General features: G+C 75.7%; 7 protein-coding genes. All 7 read right to left on the reverse strand.

Annotation, left to right across the window (positions count from 1 at the left end):
• Positions 1–17 precede the first annotated feature (17 nt).
• The 7 genes from DTB53_RS18215 to DTB53_RS18245 are packed head-to-tail and all read right to left on the reverse strand — an operon-like array spanning position 18 to position 16175.
• The gene (locus DTB53_RS18215; RefSeq protein ID WP_012379238.1) at positions 18–2621 is read right to left on the reverse strand and encodes an amino acid adenylation domain-containing protein; all 2604 of its coding nucleotides are present in this window, start codon (positions 2619–2621) and stop codon (positions 18–20) included.
• A 37-nt stretch (positions 2622–2658) separates the two neighbouring features.
• On the reverse strand, positions 2659–3546 hold the full coding sequence (locus DTB53_RS18220; RefSeq protein WP_012379237.1) for an SDR family oxidoreductase: 888 nt from the start codon (positions 3544–3546) through the stop codon (positions 2659–2661).
• Complete coding sequence (locus DTB53_RS18225; RefSeq protein WP_012379236.1) at positions 3543–4280, reverse strand: thioesterase II family protein; 738 nt, start codon at positions 4278–4280, stop codon at positions 3543–3545. The genes DTB53_RS18220 and DTB53_RS18225 overlap by 4 nt, the downstream gene beginning before the upstream one ends.
• A gap of 55 nt (positions 4281–4335) precedes the next feature.
• Positions 4336–5637 carry a M18 family aminopeptidase gene (locus DTB53_RS18230; RefSeq protein ID WP_012379235.1) on the reverse strand — a complete coding sequence of 434 codons (1302 nt, stop codon included), beginning with the start codon at positions 5635–5637 and terminating at the stop codon, positions 4336–4338.
• Entirely contained in the window at positions 5634–11516 is a 5883-nt protein-coding gene (locus DTB53_RS18235) for a MupA/Atu3671 family FMN-dependent luciferase-like monooxygenase (RefSeq protein ID WP_012379234.1), read from the reverse strand. The genes DTB53_RS18230 and DTB53_RS18235 overlap by 4 nt, the downstream gene beginning before the upstream one ends.
• A complete protein-coding gene (locus DTB53_RS18240) occupies positions 11513–14770 on the reverse strand; it encodes a type I polyketide synthase (protein ID WP_042496235.1) in 3258 nt (1085 codons plus the stop codon). Before DTB53_RS18240 ends, DTB53_RS18235 begins: the two co-directional genes overlap by 4 nt.
• Positions 14715–16175 carry an MFS transporter gene (locus tag DTB53_RS18245; RefSeq protein WP_012379232.1) on the reverse strand — a complete coding sequence of 487 codons (1461 nt, stop codon included), beginning with the start codon at positions 16173–16175 and terminating at the stop codon, positions 14715–14717. The genes DTB53_RS18240 and DTB53_RS18245 overlap by 56 nt, the downstream gene beginning before the upstream one ends.
• Positions 16176–16184 lie beyond the last annotated feature (9 nt).

A 16184-nucleotide genomic window follows, 5' to 3' on the forward strand; every position in this document is an offset into this window, starting at 1 on the left:
GCGGCGGGCGCCCCTTCTCACGCCTCCCGGGCCAGCGCATCGGACAGCGCCCCCAGCGTCGGCGTCAGATACAGCTGCCGCAGCGGTATGCCGGGCAGCCCGCGCTCCCGGGCGAGCGTGCCGATCCGGATCGCGTACAGCGAATTGCCGCCCAGGTCCCAGAAGTCGTCGTCCGGGCCGATCTCCGCGACGCCGAGGACGTCCCGCCAGATGGCGGCGAGGACCCCGTCGGGCGCGGCCTCCCGGGGAGCGGCGGCCGGTTCCGGCGTCCGGCGCGTGCCGGGCGCGGGCAGCCGGGCCGCATCCAGCTTGCCGTTCGCGGTGAGGGGCAGGACCGGCAGCACGGTCACCGTCGCGGGCACCATGTGCGCCGGGAGCAGCCGCGCCGCCCGCTCCCGGACGGGCCCGGGGTCCTCGCCCGCTCCCGGGGCCGGGACCACGTACGCGTCGATCCGCACGGCCGCCGCGTCGCCGTCCCGGCCGCCGGTCACGGTGACCGCCGCCGCCGACACCGCCGGGTCCTCCAGCAGGACGTGCCGGATCTCGCCCGGCTCGATCCGGAAGCCCCGCACCTTCACCTGGTCGTCGATCCGGCCCAGGTGCTCCAACGCCCCGTCGGGGCCGAGCCGTCCCAGGTCGCCGCTGCGGTAGAGCCGTCCGGCCGGGTCCAGGGGGTCCGGGACGAAGCGTTCGGCGGTCAGCGCGGGCCGGTTCAGATAGCCCAGCGCCACGCCCGCCCCGCCCACGTGGATCTCCCCGGGCGCACCCGGCGGCACCGGCCGCCCGTGCGCGTCCAGGACCCGGACCGACCAGCCCGGCAGGGGCCGTCCCACCGACCGTGACCCGGCGAGCGCCTCGCGGCGGGTCACCGTGGCCGCCGTGACATGGACCGTCGTCTCGGTGATCCCGTACATGTTGACCAGCCGGCAGCGGTCCTCCGGGTGCCGGTCGAACCAGCCCAGCAGCGGGCGGGTGTCGAGCGGCTCGCCGCCCAGCACCACCAGCCGCAGGGCGGACAGGTCACCGCCGGTCCGGTCGGCCGCCGCGAGCTGGGTGAACGCGGAGGGGGTCTGGCTCAGCACGCTCACCCGCTCCCGGACCAGCAGCGCGTGGAAGTCCTCCGGCGAGCGCGAGGTCCAGTGGTCCACGAGGACCAGCCGGCCGCCCGTCAGCAGCGCCCCCCAGATCTCCCACACCGAGAAGTCGAACGCCGCCGAGTGGAAGCACGTCCAGGTGTCGTCGGGGCAGAGGCCGAAGTCGTCGCGGACGGCGTCGACCAGGGCCGTGACGTTGGCGTGCGGGACGAGGACCCCCTTGGGGCGGCCGGTCGAGCCCGAGGTGTGGATGACGTACGCGGGGGCGCCGGCCACCCGCCGTTCCCCGGCGGGGCGGGGCGGGTGGCCGGTGAGGGCGGCCGGGTCCCCGACGGTGAGCCGGACGCCCGCGTCCCGGGCGGTGCGCTCCCGCCGGTCCGCCGGATGCTCCGGATCCAGCGGTACGTGGACGGCGTCCGCCTTCAGGACGGCGAGCATCGCCACCACCAGGTCGGCCGAGCGGGGCAGGCAGAGTCCGACGAGGTCGCCCGGGCGGACGCCGTGGGCGTACAGACCGTCGGCGAACTCCTCAGCCCGGTCGTTCAGTTCGGCGTACGAGAGGGTGACGGCACCGGCGGTGAGCGCGGCGGCGTCCGGCCGGGCGGCGACCTGGGCGGCGAGGGCCTCGTCGATACGGAGCGGGGCCGGGGCCTTCGGCGTCGTGCCCAGGGCCCGTTGTTCCGCCGACTCGGACGCGGTGAGGGGATCCAGGCGGTGGAGCGGTGTGCCGGGCGGGCCGTCGAGCAACTGCCGCCGTACGTGCTCCACCTGGTGCGCCGGTACGGGGAGAGCGTCCGGGGCGGTCGGCAGGGTGGCGGGACCGGCCCCGGTGCCCGCCGCCAGCTCCAGAGCGGGTGGCTCCGCGCCCTCGGCCGGTGCGAGGAGCGGACCCGGGGCCCCGGCCGGGGCGACCGGCTCGGTGGCCAGCAGCTCCGCGACCGTACGGCCGGGTGACAGGTCCGCCGTGAGGACCGCGTATCCGTCGAGCGCTCCCAGCGCGTACGGCGGCCGGTCCAGGGCCGGTACGGGGACGGCGACGCGCACCGCGGGCTCGCCCGTGTACCGGCCGACGGTGACCGCGAGCGCCGCGGCGAGCCGCCGGGTCTCCTCGTCCAGGCGCAGGTCCGGGGCGAGCGGCCCGTCCAACGGCGTCACCGCGTCCGCCGCGAGCTCGCCCCGCAGCACCCGGGCGACCAGCCGCAGCGAGCGGGCGTCCAGCGCGGACCCGTCGGCGGTCAGGACGAGGTCACCGTCCGTGGCGGCGGCCCCTGCCCGGAGCCCGTCCGCGTACCGCAGCAGCACCGCGCGCAGCCGGTGGCCGGGCGCGACCGGGCGGCGGGCCTCGGCCGCGCGCCGCCGGGCGGCCGTGTCGGACCCGGCCGGCGCGGGCACGGTCTCCGACCACAGCCGGGGGTGGCGGCCCCCCGGCCACCACAGCTCCGCCGCCGCCGCGAGGGCGGTGGCGAGCGCGGTGTCGGTGACGGTCGGCGGCAGGCTCACCGTCAGGGTGTGATGGGCAGGCGGCACGGGCGCGACTCCTCGCAGGGGAAGGGGAAAACGACGGTCAGCGGGCGGTGAACCCGCCGTCCACGGTGACCACGCTGCCGGTCACCCGCCGGGACTCGTCCGACGCCAGCCAGAGCACCGCGTCCGCCACATCGCCCGGCTCCACCAGCGCGTTCATCGGCTGGTCCCGGACGAACGCCGCCTCGTGCTCCGCGACCGGCACCTCCAGCGAGCGGGCGATCTCCGCCAGCATCCGGCCCTCCATCGCCGCGTCGTCCCGCACCGAGCCCGGACACACCGCGTTGACCCGGACCTTCCGGGGCGCGTAGTCCAGGGCCACCGCCTTCGTCAGGCCGACCAGCCCGTGCTTGGCCGCGACGTACCCCGCGAAGTGCCGGTAGCCCACCAGGCCCGCCGTCGAGGCGATGTTGACGATCGAGCCGGACCCCTGGGCGGCCATCCGGCCGCCGACCGCGCGGATCGCCCGCCACGCACCGCCCAGATCCACATCGATCATCAGCTGCCACTCCGCCTCGGTGATCTCGTGCGCCGGACGGCCCGAAGGGGCGGCGATGCCGGCGTTGTTGACCAGTACGTCGATCCGCCCGAACCGCTCCTCGGCCGCATCGGCCGCCGCCTCCAGCGCCGCCAGGTCCCGGACGTCGGCCTGCCGGGTCAGCACGGCGGCCCCCGCCTCACGGCAGAGGGCCGCGGTGTGCGCGAGCTGCGAGGCCGATCCGAGCGGATACGGCACCCCGGGCAGCTCGCCCGCCACGTCCAGCAGCACCAGGTCCGCACCCTCGCGGGCGAGGGCCAGCGCACAGGCCCGGCCGAGGCCGCGCGCCGCCCCCGTGACCAGCGCCGTCCGCCCGGCGAGCCGGGCGCCGCCACCGGCCGGGGGCCCCGTACCGCCGTCGGCCGCCGGCCCCCGGTCGCCGCCCGTCACCGGCCCCTCGCCGCACGCACCCCGGAGGCCACCAGCTCCAGCAGCTCGCCCGGCCGCTCGGTGAGGTACATGTGCCCGCCGGCCGGCTCGGCCACCGTCAGCTTCCCCGTCGTCGCCCGGCCCCACTCGGCCGCCTCCGCCGCCCCGACCAGGGTGTCCTCCCGCCCCCGGACGGAGATCACCGGAACACCCAACGGCCGATCCGTGGACGGCGCGTACGTCTCGTGGAGCCGGACGTCCGCCCGCAGCGTCGGCAGCAGCAGCTCCCGCATCTCCGGGTCGGCCAGCGCCGGGTGGTCGTACCCGGCGAACGCCCGGACCCGGGTGGCGAACTCCTCGTCCGGCAGTCCGTGCGCCCGGTCCGTGCGCGGCGTCCACGGACCGGGCGCACCGCTGACCACGAGCGCCGCCAGGCGGACCGGCCCGCCCGACCGCTCGATCCGGTGGGCCAGTTCGTACGCGAGGACCGCGCCCATGCTGTGCCCGAACAGCACGACCGGGCCGCCGCCGCTCCCGTCCCCTCCTCCCAGGGCCGCCACCACCTGCGCGTACGCGTCGTCGACGGCCGGGGCCGCCGAGGTGTGAGCGGGCTCCGGGAACCGCTTCTCACGGCCGGGCAGCGACACCGGGAGGATCCGCAGACCCTCCGGGGCCAGCTTCTGCCAGGGCGTGAAGAAGGAGGGACCCGCCCCGGCGAAGGGCAGGCAGATGAGGACGGTCTCTTCGTCGGCCACGGTCGTTCCTGTTCTCTTTCTCTGCTACCGGAGTTCGGGGCTACCCGGAGTTCGGTCAGTCCCCGACCATGATCGTGGTGAGGATCGCGGCGAGGTGGCCCGGGTCGCGCACCCCGCACAGCTCGCGCGCCGAGTGCATCGACAGGCCGGGCACCCCGACGTCCACCGTGGTGACGCCGAGCCGGGCCGCCGTGAGCGGGCCGATCGACGTGCCGCAGGGCATCGCGTTGTTGGAGACGAACGGCTGCCAGGGGGCCCCGGCCCGCTCGGCCGCCGCGGTGAACACCGCGATGCCGGTGGAGTCGGTGGCGTAGCGCTGGTTGACGTTCACCTTGAGGGTCGGGCCGCCGTTGGGGAGCGGACGGTGGTCGGGGTCGTGCCGCTCCGCGTAGTTGGGGTGCACCGCGTGCGCCATGTCGGCGGAGACGCAGAACGCGCCCGCCAGCGCCCGCGACCAGTCCTCGTCGCTGCCGCCGCGCGCCGCGACGGACCGGGACAGGATCCGCTCCAGCAGCGGGCTCTGCGCACCCGTCTCGGAGCCGCTGCCGACCTCCTCGTGGTCGAACGCGGCCAGCACCGGGACGAAGGAGGGCTGGGCGGCCCCCGTCGCCGCGTCCACCAGGGCGGTCACCCCGGCGTGCACCGAGACCTGGTTGTCCAGCCGGGACGCCACCACGAACTCCTGGTCCGCGCCCAGGTATCCGGGCGGCTGGACGTCGTGCAGCATCAGGTCCCAGCCCAGCACGTCCGCCGGGTCCTCCCCGGCCGCCGACGCGACCCGGCCGAGCAGCTCGCCCTCCCGCGGCTCGCCCAGCGCCCAGATCGGCGCGATGTGCCGCTGCCGGTCCAGGGCCACGCCCTCGTTCACCGTACGGTCCAGGTGGATGGCCAACTGGGGTACCCGCAGAAGGGGTTCGTCGATCTGTACGAGCCGGCTGCGCGGTGCGCCGTCGGGACCGCGCAGGGCGAGCCGGCCGGAGATGCCCAGGTCCCGGTCGAGCCAGGTGTTCAGCGGGACCCCGCCGTAGATCTCCACCCCGATCTGCCGCCACCCCGAAGTCCCGGTGTCCGGAGCCGGTTTGATCCGCAGGTTCGGGGAGTCGGTGTGGGTGCCGACGATCCGGAACGGGGTGTGGGCGGGCGCGCCCTCGGGCACGTACCAGGCGATCAGCGCACCGGCGCGGCTGACGAAGCAGCCGCCCGTCGCCCCCGTCCAGTCGTCCGTGCCGCGCAGTTCGCGGAATCCGGCCTTCTCCAGGCGCTGGGCGGCACTGGCCACCACGTGGTACGGGGAGGGACTGGCGGCGATGAAGGAGAGCAGGTCGTCGGTGTGGCTGCGGTGGGGGGCCGGAGTCATACGGCGTCCGCCTTTCCGGTGTTCGGCAGTGACTGGGAGGGTGACGGTCCGCCGGGCTGGTCGGGCCCGGCGCTGGCGTTCCCGGCGGAGCCCCCGGAGCCGAGGCCCGGGAGCCCCCGCGAGGGGCGCTCCCCGAGGAGTTCCCGCACCGGCCGGTCGGGCCGGGCGCAGAACTCCGCGAGCACGTCGGTGTACGACGCGAGGAGGTCGTGGGCGGTCGTGTGGTCCCACAGGTCGGTGGAGAATTCCAGGAACGTTCGATAACCCTTCGCGGCGTCCCGGCGCGGCGCAAGTCCGAAGCACAGCTCGCTGCGGGAAAGCGGCGGTGCCAGATCGGCCACCTCGACCCGGAGCCCGGGGATCTCGATGTCCGTGTCGACGGAGTTCTGGAACGCCAGGATGTGCGGGACCCGGTCCGGGACGCTGACAGCGCCCGCGTCCCGCATCGCCCGCATGATGCGCGCGGTGGGCAGCACATGGGCCATGGCACCGAGCGCGCCCTCGCCCGTTCGGACCGCGAGCTCCGCGCAGGTCTCGTCGAGATTGGCTGAATCCAGTCGTACGCGGACCATCACGGCGGTGGACGTCATCGCCACGAGCGACTCCGAGGCGGTGCCCTCGCGATGGGCGTACGGCACGCTCAGCAGGGTGTCCTCCTCTCCCGAGAGCCGGGTCAGGAACACCCCCAGAGCCGCGGCCGCGACCGCGAACGAGGTGGTGCGCCGGTCGGCCGCGAGCCTCTCCACGGCCGCCCGCACCTCACCGGAGGCGACCCCGCGCACGGTGTCCCCGTGCCCGCTCAGCTTCTGCGGGCGCGGCCGGTCCGTCGGTACGGGGACGGCGGACGGCACCCCGTCGAGATAGCGGGCGCAGAACGCGGCCCGCTCCGCCTCGGCCCGGGGGTCGTGGTGCGCGCGCTGCCACCGGGCGTAGCCGGGCGCCTGCATCGCCGGTTCGGGCAGGCCGTGCGGGACGCCCGCGGCGGCAGCCGTGTACAGCGCGGCGATCTCCGCGAGCACCACGGACAGCGACCAGCCGTCGGCGCAGATGTGGTGCAGGACGAACATCAGCTCCCAGCGGTCCTCCTCGACCCGCAGCAGCCGGGTCCGGGGCAGCAGGGGCCGCCCCAGGTCGAAGGGGGCCGCCGCGTCCGCCCGGCACAGGGCGTCCGCCCGGGGCCGCCGCTCCCCGGCGGGCAGCCCGGTCAGGTCCTCCACCGGCAGCGCCACCGGCTCCGCCGCCAGGATCTCCTGCCACCACGGCCCGTCCGGCGCCCCCTCCTGTGTGAACCTGGTCCGCAGCCCGTCGTGCCGGGCGACCAGCTCGGACACGGCGGAGCGCAGGGCCGCCGGGTCCAGCGCCCCGGTGAACGTGATCCGCGTCGGCACGTTCCACACGGCGGGGTCGGGCACGACGTGGTGCCCGGCGATCATCCGGTCCTGCTGGTCGCTGACGGGGGCGCGGTCGACGACGGCCGCGATGCCCGCCCCGGGCCGGTCGGTGTCCGGCAGGCTCTCCTCCGGCAGGCTCTGCTCCGGGCGGTCCGTGTCCTCCGTGTCCTCCAGGTCCTCCTCCGGCAGGCCCCGCCCCGGCGGGTCCGTCTCCGCCCCGCCCGCCCCCTCGTGGTCCGTCTCGGCCCCGCCGGCCAACTGCCGGGTCATGGCCCGCAGGGTGGCGTCCGCGAAGAAGTCCGCCAGCGGGTAGTCGACGCCGAGCGTGTCCCGGACCCGGTTCACCAGGCGGATCGCGGCGATCGAGTTGCCGCCCAGGTCGAAGAAGTTGCCCTCGGCGGGGAAGCCGCGCAGGCCGAGGACGGACTCCCAGACCTCGCGCAGGAGCGCGGCGGTGTCGGAGGCCGTGCGCGCGCCCGGCTCCGCCGCGGCGGTCGCGCCGGTTCCCCCCGCCCCCGCCGCGCCCTCCGCCACCGCGTCCGGCATCGCGTCCAACCGCTGCTCCAGCTCGGCGAGGTACCCCTCCGCCGTCGCCGCGTCGAACAGGTCCGCGTCGTAGCGCAGCCGCAGCCGCAGCCCCCCGTCCCGCATATGGGTGGCCATCAGCGCCAGCTCCAGCGGCGCCGACTCCGTCCCGGCCGCCACGGCCTCGGCGCGCAGGCCGGGCAGGTCGATTCCGGCCAGCGCCGCCCGGTCGAGGTCGACCGAAACGGTCACCAGCGGGCGCGGGCTGCCCGGGTCCGGATGGACGGCCGCCAGCAGCGCGTCCAGGTCCACCCCGCTGTGCTCGTCCGCCGCGAACAGCACCCGCCCGGTGGCCCGTACGGCCTCCGGCGACGAGGTCGCGTCGGTGGCGGACAGCGGCAGCGGCAGCAGCGCCACATGGAACCCGACCGTGTCCGCCGTCGCGGCCGGCCGCCGCCCGAACGTCGTGCCCAGCAGGAAGGCGTCCTGCCCCGACCGCTTCCGCAGCACCAGCTGCCAGGCCGTGCACAGGGTAGCGAACAGGGTCACACCCTGCCGCCCGCTCCACTCCCGCAGCCGGTCGGCCCGCCCGCGGCCGACGGTCCGGGCCACCGCCCCGCCGCGCCCCGCCACCCGGCGACCGCGCGGCCGGTCCGTGGGCAGGACCAGCACCGGCGGCCGGTCGCCCAGCGACGCGCGCCACCAGGCCAGGTCCGCCGCGTCGGCCGGGGGCTCGGGGGCGCCGACGGTCGTCCCGGCGGGACGGTCGAAGACCGGCGTCCGCCCGGCACGGGCCGCCGTGTACAGCTCCTGGAGGTCCCCGGCGACCAGCGCGGCCGAGTGCGCGTCCGTGATGATGTGGTGCGTACCGAGGACGAGGACGTGGTCCTCCCCGGCCAGCCGCAGCAGCCGGGGCGTGAACAGCGGGCCCCGGGCCAGGTCGTAGGCCCGGCCGCTCTCCTCGGCGAGGAGCGCCCCGATCGCCCGCTCGGCGTCCTGCCCCCGGGCGTCGGTCACCGTCAACGGGATGCGGAGCCCGTTCCGCACGACCTGGACGACGCCCTCCTCCTCGCCCCGGAACACCGTCCGGAGCCCCGCGTGCCGCTCGACCAGGCCGTCCACCGCAGCCCGCAGGGCCGCCAGGTCCAGCGGGCCGCGCAGCCGTACCGCGCCCGTCTCGTTGTACGCCGCCGGGTTCTCCATCAACTGCGCGGCCAGCCACAGCCGCCGCTGGGCCGAGGTGGCGGGCGCCACGGTGTCCTCGGGCCGGGCGTGGCTCGCCTTCGTCCGGCGGCGCAGCACGTCCAGGCGCTCCAGCCCCGCCCGCAGCCGCTCCCGGTCCATCCCGAAGTCGACCAGTGCGGCGATCTCGTCCACCCCGGCCCCGTGCAGCGCGGCCACGAAGGGGGCGACGCTCGTGGGCGTACCGATCAGGGCCCGCTGGTCGCAGTAGCGGTCGTAGGCCCGGCGGAAGAGGTAGTCGAGGTCCTCCTCGCTCGCCGCCGCCACGTCCTCGCGCCGCTGCCCGGCCGCCGTCGCCGCCGAGCGCATCAGCAGCGAGGAACGCAGGTAGCGCACCATCGGCTCCAGCGCCTCGGCCCGCGCGGTCGCGTGGTCGTCGCCGAGGTACGTGTGCACCAGCACCGTCACCCGTCCGGTGGCCGGGTCGAGCCCGCACGCCGCACGCGTACGCCGGTAGTGGGCGATGTTCGCGGCCAGTTCGTCCACGGTCTGGCCCATCAGGTTGGTGACGACCCCGAGGCCGCGCCGGGCCGCCTCCTCGTACGAGCCGCGCTGCCCGGAGGTGGCCAGGAAGAACGGCGGCTCCTCCTGCACCGGGCGCGGCCGGATCCGGATCTCCGCCTCCGCGCCCTCGCCCGTGCGCCGCCGGACCGCCTCCCCGCGCCACAGCCGGCGCACCTCGTCGAGATGGTCGAAGGCGATCCTCCGCCGGTCCGCGAACCTGTCGGGGTGCAGGGCGAAGTCCCGGGCGTGCCAGCCGGTGGCACAGCCGACGCCGACCCGGCCGCCGGAGAGGTTGTCCACCACCGACCACTCCTCGGCGACCCGCACCGGATCGTGCAGCGGCAGCACGACCGAGCCCGCGTTGATCCGGACGCTCCCGGTCTCCCGGGCCACGGCGGCGGCGAGCACGGCGGGGTTCGGGAAGATCCCGCCGAACGAGTCGAAGTGCCGCTCGGGCAGCCAGACCGAGGAGAAGCCGTGCTCGTCGGCGAAGCGCGCGGTCTCCAGGACCGTGGCGTACGCCTCGGGGACGCCGGCCTCCCCGGTCTCCGGGTAGTCGCCGAAGAAGTAGACGCCGAAGTCGGGTGCGGGGCGCGGCGCGTCGGCCGGCTGCGCGGTCCTCGCCGGGCGGGGGGCGGTCCGGGGGAAGAACCCGCCGTCGCGCAGCTCCCGCAGTGATCCCTCCACCGCCTCCGCGACCCGGTTCACGTCCTCCTCCGTGTGGGCGGTGGAGAGGTAGAAGCTGCGCCACTCCCATACGTACACGCCGCGCAGTTGGAGGTGGTGGTAGAGCAGCTCCAGGTCGGCGCGGTGCCGGAAGCGGAACATCGACCCGAAGTGCGCCAGCTCCAGCGGGAATTCCTCGTCGCGGAAGAAGGCGTTGAGCCGGTCGGCGAGCGCCTGCGTGCGGACGTTCAGCCCGCTCTGGAGTCCGGGCCCCCGCTCGGTGAGATGGGTGAGCACCGCGCGGGCCGCCGCCATCGACAACGGGTGCTGCATGTACGTGCCGCCGATGAACGTGGTCTCGCGCGAGGGCCCGCCGGGCTCTCCGTACCGCCAGAAGCCGCCGTCCACCCCGTCCAGCAGATCCGCCCGCCCGGCCACCGCGCCGATCGGGAAGCCCGCCCCCAGCGCCTTGCCGTACGTGGCGAGGTCCGGCACCACCCCGAAGTGCTCCTGCGCGCCGCGCGGGTGGGGGCGCAGCCCGGTGAGCATCTCGTCGAACAGCAGCACGATGCCCCGGCGGGCGGTGAGGTCGCGCAGCGCGCGGACGAACTCCACCGGCCGCAGCCCCGGGTTGCGGCACTGCACCGGCTCGACGAGCACGGCGGCGATCGCGTCCCCGAGGGCGTCGATCGTCTCCAGGGACTCCTGGGACCCGTACTCCAGCACGATCAGCTCCGCCACCGCGCTGGCGGGGATGCCCCGGGAGACGGGCACGGCGTGCTGCCCGGGACCGCCGGGCCGGCCGAGGACGGAGTCGATGTGCCCGTGGTACGAGCCCCGGAACATGACGACCTTGTCGCGCCCGGTCGCGGCCCGCGCCAGCCGGATCGCCGCCGAGTTCGCCTCCGTGCCGGACGAGGCGAAGGCGACCCGGTCCATCCCCGTCAGCGAGGCGAGCAGGGCGGCGGCCTCCCCGGTGTCGGGGGACCGGGGGCCGAAGCGCAGCCCGTCGGAGAGGTGGCGGCGCACGGCGTCGGTGACGGGCTCCGCCTCATGGCCCAGCAGCAGCGCGCCGAAGCCCATGGTGATGTCGGTGTAGGTGTTGCCGTCCACGTCGGTGAGCCGGGAGCCGTGCGCCGAGCGGGCCGCGACCGAGTACAGCATCTCCTTGGTGGCGTCCCGGAACCCCACGACGGCGCGGCTGTCGGCCAGCACCGGACGGTGCCGCTGGGCCAGCTCCTTCGAGGTGCGGGTGCGCTCGGTGAACCGACGGATCAGCGATGCGGTGTGGGCCCGCTGGGCCTCGTCGGCCCCCGCCCCGGCCATCCCGCCCGCCGCGTCCACGACGAGACGGGGCCCGTGCGGGGCCTCGGCCTCCCCCGCGCCGGGCCCGGTGTCCTCCGTCGCGACCCGGCGGGCCTCCGCGAGCCGGGCGGTGAGCGCGCGGGACAGCTCGGCGGCCCGGGCCACGGCCTCGGCGGCCGATCCGGCGGCGTTCGCGGTGGCGGTCGTGGTCCCGACCCCGTCCGCTCCGGGTATCCCCGCGCTCATCGCCCGTCCTTCCCGGTGGTGCGGGCGGTCAGCAGCGCGACGGCCTCGGTGAGCTGGGTGATCATCGCGGCCTGGGTCTCGGCCAGTTGGCGCAGCTGCTCGGACAGGGCCGCCACCTCGGCCCGGGTGGCGTACACGGTCGTGTCCGTGCCCCCCGTCGCCGCCGGCCCCACACTCACCTGTGCCGGTTCCCCGGTCACCGACGCCGGCCTCACCGTCACCGACGCCTGCTCCCTGGCCACCCGTGCCGGATCCACCGCCACGGGCAGCGTCGCGGGCGCCGCCCGCCCGGCTATCAGGGCCGCCGTCAGCCGGGGTGTGCCCGCCTCCTCCAGCACCTCCCGCATGCTGATCTCCGTGCCGAACTCGGCCTCCAACTGCCGCACCATCCCGATGAGCTGGAGCGAGTCCGCGCCGAGGCCGACGAAGGTGCGGTCGGCGCCGACCTCGTCGGGCCGATGGCCGAGATGGCGCGCGGTCAGCTCCAGCACCCTGTCCAGTACGGCCTGTTCGGTCATGCGGTCCTCCGTGGAGCGTGTCGGTGAAGGAGCGGCCCCGCCGATCGGGGCGGGCTGCTCCATGAGCGGGGCGGGCGGTGCCGGGGCCGTGTACGGGGCCGGCCCCCGCCAGTGCGACCGGCGCTGGAAGGGGTACGTGGGCAGCCGGACGCGCCGGCCGCCGCACCGGTCGAGCAGCGCCGCCCAGTCCACTCCGGCCCCGCCGCAGTGCAGCGCGGCCACCGCCCGCTCCCACTGCCGCGTCGGGACGCAGACCGCGTCCGGCAACGCCCGGCGGACCAGACCCGTCAGCACGGCGGACGGCCCCAGCTCCAGCAGCAGCGGGGAGCCGGCCAGCCGGTCCAGCACGGCGGCGAAGTCCGCCGTGCGGCGGGCCTGCGCGACCAGGTGCGCGGCGTTTGGCCGCCACCCCGCGGGGCGGACCGTGCCGTCGATCCCGTCGACGAACTCGGTGTGCAGCGGCCGGAGTTCGACCTTGTCGGCCAGCACCCGGAAATCCTCCAGGGCCGGGTCGAGCAGCGCCGTGTGGAACGCGCGGTCCACCGGCAGCACCTCGTACGCCTCCCCCCGCGCCGCCAGCAGCGCCCGGGCCGCGTCCACCGCCTCCGGGGTGCCGCCCAGCACCTGGTGCGTGGCCCCGTTGACCACGGCGAGCTCAAGACCGGGAACGGCGGCCAGCAGCTCCCGCGCCCGGGCCCGGGGCACGAACGCGGAGACCATCGCGCCCGGGGCCGCCCGCTCCAGCATCAGCCGCCCGCGCCCGCACACCAGCCGCATCGCGTCCTCGGTCTCCAGCGCCCCGGCCACGCACAGCGCCGCGTACGCGCCGACACTGTGCCCGGCGACCCGGGCCGGGGTGATCCCGAGCCGTTCCCACAGCCGGGCCTGGGCGATCTGGAGGGCGAACAGGGCGGGCTGCGCGAAGGCGGTGTCCCACCGCTCGGGGCCCTGCCCCCCGACGATCCGGTCCAGGAAGTCCTCCCGGCCGGTCTCCTCCGCGTACACCCGGGCGCAGGCTGCCAGCACCTCGGCCACCACCGGGAAGCGCGCGGCGAGTTCGGCGCCCATGCCCCGGTGCCCGCCGCCCTGGCCGCTGAAGAGGAACACCGGCCGCCGCTCCCGTACGCCGTCCGCCACCCCGGTGGTGTACGCCCCGCCCGCCGGGGCCCCGGCCAGGAACGCGTCGAGACCGGCCACCGGGTCCGCCCCCGTGACGACCAGCCGGTGCGGGAGATGCCGCCGGCCGAGTGCGGTGGTGGTCAGCAGGTCGGCGGGGGACGGGGGCGACCCGCCCGCGAGAAGGTCCCGGAGCAGGACGGCGTACGCCCGCAGCGCGTCGCCGTCCGCCGCCGAGAGCGGCAGCAGGGCGGGCGCGGGCACGGTGTCGGAGACCGACGCGGCGTGCGGCGTCTCCGGCGCCTGTTCCAGGATCACATGAGCGTTCGTACCGCCCATGCCGATGGAGTGCACACCGGCTCGCCGCACCCCCGCCAGCGGCCAGGGCCGCTCCCGTACCGGCAGCAGGAACGGGCTGTCGTCCACCGCCAGCGCCGGGTTGGGCCGGGTGAAGTTCACCAGCCCGGGGACCACCCCGTGCCGCAGCACCTCGACGGCCTTGATCAGCCCCGCCAGCCCCGCCGCGCTGTCCAGGTGGCCGATGGCCGGTTTCGTCGAGCCCAGCGCACAGAAGCCGGTCCGGTCGGTGTGCGCGCGGAACGCCTCGGTCAGGGCCGCGAACTCGATCGGGTCGCCCTTCAGCGTGCCCGTGCCGTGTGCCTCCACGTAACCGATCGACGCCGCGTCCACACCCGCCGCGCGCAGCGCCCCGAGCACCGCGTCCCGCTGCCCGGCGACCCCGGGGGCGGCGAACCCCCGTTTGTCCGCGCCGTCGTTGGTGACCGCCGAGCCCAGGATCACCGCGTGCACGGTGTCGCCGTCGGCCAGCGCCCGGGCCAGCGGCTTGAGGAGGACGGCGGCGGCCCCGTTCCCCCCGACGGTGCCGTCCGCGTCCGCGTCGAACGCCCGGACCGTGCCGGTGGGGGAGAGGGTGGAGCCCTTCACCGGGACATGGCCGCTGACCTGCGGCAGGTGCAGGGCCGCGGAGCCCACCAGCATCAGCTCCGCGTCCCCGGCGCGCAGCGCCTGGCAGGCCAGGTGGACCGAGACCAGGGCACTGGAACAGGCCGTCGAGACGGTCAGCGCGGGCCCGGTCAGACCGAGTCGGAAGGCGGCCCGGGTGGCGGTGAAGTCGGGGTAGGTGCCGACCTGGACCTGCTTGGCGGTCATCCAGTCGCCCGAGCCGGCCTCCGCCGCCAGGTTCTCCGTCAGATAACCGTGCAGCGAGTACAGGCGGTAGCCGGAGCTGCCGTACACCCCGATCCGCACGGCGCCGCCCGTACGGCGGTCCTCGCCGCCCGCGTACCCCCCGTCCTCCAGGGCGTGGAAGCAGCACTCCAGAAAGAGCCGCTGCTGCGGATCGGTCAGCTCCGCCTCCCGCCCGCTCATCCCGAAGAACCCCGCGTCGAAGCCGTCCACGTCCGTCAGGAGCGCGCTCGCCCCGCCGAACCCCGGCCGCTCGTACTCCGCCGCCGGGACCCCCGCCGCGGCGAACTCGGCCCGGGTGAACCGGCGCACGTGGCCGGTCCCCGCCCGGACGTCGCGCCAGTACGCCTCCGGGGTGTCAGCCCCCGGAAACCTCAGCGCCGTCCCGATCACCGCGATCCGGTCGTCCCTCAACGGCCTCTTCCTTTCGCAGCCCAGCCCGCCCCGCACGCTCCGCCCGCCGCACTCCCGCCACCCTCAGCAGGAACACCACGGCGACGACGATGGCGGCGCCGTGGGACCAGCCCACCACGGCCAGCGGGGAGAACCGGTCGAGGGCCGCCGCCACAAGGATCATGCCGACGCCGAAGCCGAGGTTCTCGAAAGTGGCCGAAAGACCGAAGGCGTGGCCACGCAAGGTGGCCGGAAGTGTCTGGAGGTGCGAGGTGTAGGCGACCTCGGTGAGGCCGTCCGCGGCCCCCGCGATCAGCGCGATCACCGCGGTCACCGCCAGCGGGAACCCGGCGAACGCCGCGATGAACGCCGCCGACATCACCACCGTGCCGTAGCCGAATCCGAGCGCTCCCACGGAGCGTCCGGTGCGCTGCGCGTACCGCTGGATCACCTGCTGGGCCCCGATGTTGCCGAGCGCCCACACACACCAGAACGCGCTCACGAACACCGCGGGATTCGACGCGTCGAGGGTCGTGGAGTAGATCGGCAGCGCCGCGTTGTGGGAGGAGGAACCGAACGCGTCGACCCCGCGCAGGGCCACCATCAGGCCCATCCCGGGTGCGGCGGCGAGCGCGAGGAGGGCCACGGGCCGCCAGCGCCCGCCGCCCTTCGCGGACGAGGCGTCCTTCCCGGCCCCGGAGCCTTTGGCGTCCGCGCCCGCCGCTCCCTCGGCGTCCGCGCTCGCACCGCCCGTGCCCTCGGCGTCCGCTTCCCCGGCCTTCGCTCCCTTGCCTCCGGCGATCGGCAACAGGGCCACCGTCACCGCGCAGACCACGAACGTCGCCATGTCGACCACGAAGGCCGCCGTGTAACCGACGAGGGACACCACGATGCCGGCCGAGGCGAACCCCGCCACCATGGCCAGCGAACGGCCGGTGATCGAGAGGGAGTTCGCCCACGCCCTGCGGTCCTCCCCGACCATCTCCGGGATGGAACTGCGCAACGCCACCATGAACAGCGTCCCGCACGCCCCGATCACCACCGAGACGGCCATCAGCGCCCCGGTCAGCAGACCGTCCGGCGCCAGGATGAGCACCAGCATCACGGAGCCCTGTCCGACATTCGCCCACAGCATGATGCTTTTCGCGCTGAAACGGGCGAGCAGACCGCCCACGACCAGACCGGCGACGAATCCGGAGGCGAGCCGCACCGCCATGAACAGCCCCATGGCCAGCGCCCGGCCCGTCGTCTCGTAGACGAAGAGATTCAGCGCCACCATATTCAGGAAAGTGCCGTAGGAAGACACCGCGTATCCGGCGACGAGGAATCGGAAACGGCGCTCCGATACAGCCGTATCCCGGGCCTCCCGGGCCTTCCGGGCGTCGCCCTCCGCCTCGCCCGTCTTCGGCCCGTCCGCACTGCCCATTCCAGATCT

Source organism: Streptomyces griseus (assembly GCF_900460065.1).
Classification (GTDB): Bacteria; Actinomycetota; Actinomycetes; order Streptomycetales; family Streptomycetaceae; genus Streptomyces; species Streptomyces griseus.

Coding starts and splice junctions, on each gene's coding strand:
- DTB53_RS18230 (WP_012379235.1), bottom strand. CDS start 5,637: ATGACTCCGGCCCCCCACCGCAGCCACACCGACGACCTGCTCTCCTTC.
- DTB53_RS18235 (WP_012379234.1), bottom strand. CDS start 11,516: ATGAGCGCGGGGATACCCGGAGCGGACGGGGTCGGGACCACGACCGCC.
- DTB53_RS18245 (WP_012379232.1), bottom strand. CDS start 16,175: ATGGGCAGTGCGGACGGGCCGAAGACGGGCGAGGCGGAGGGCGACGCC.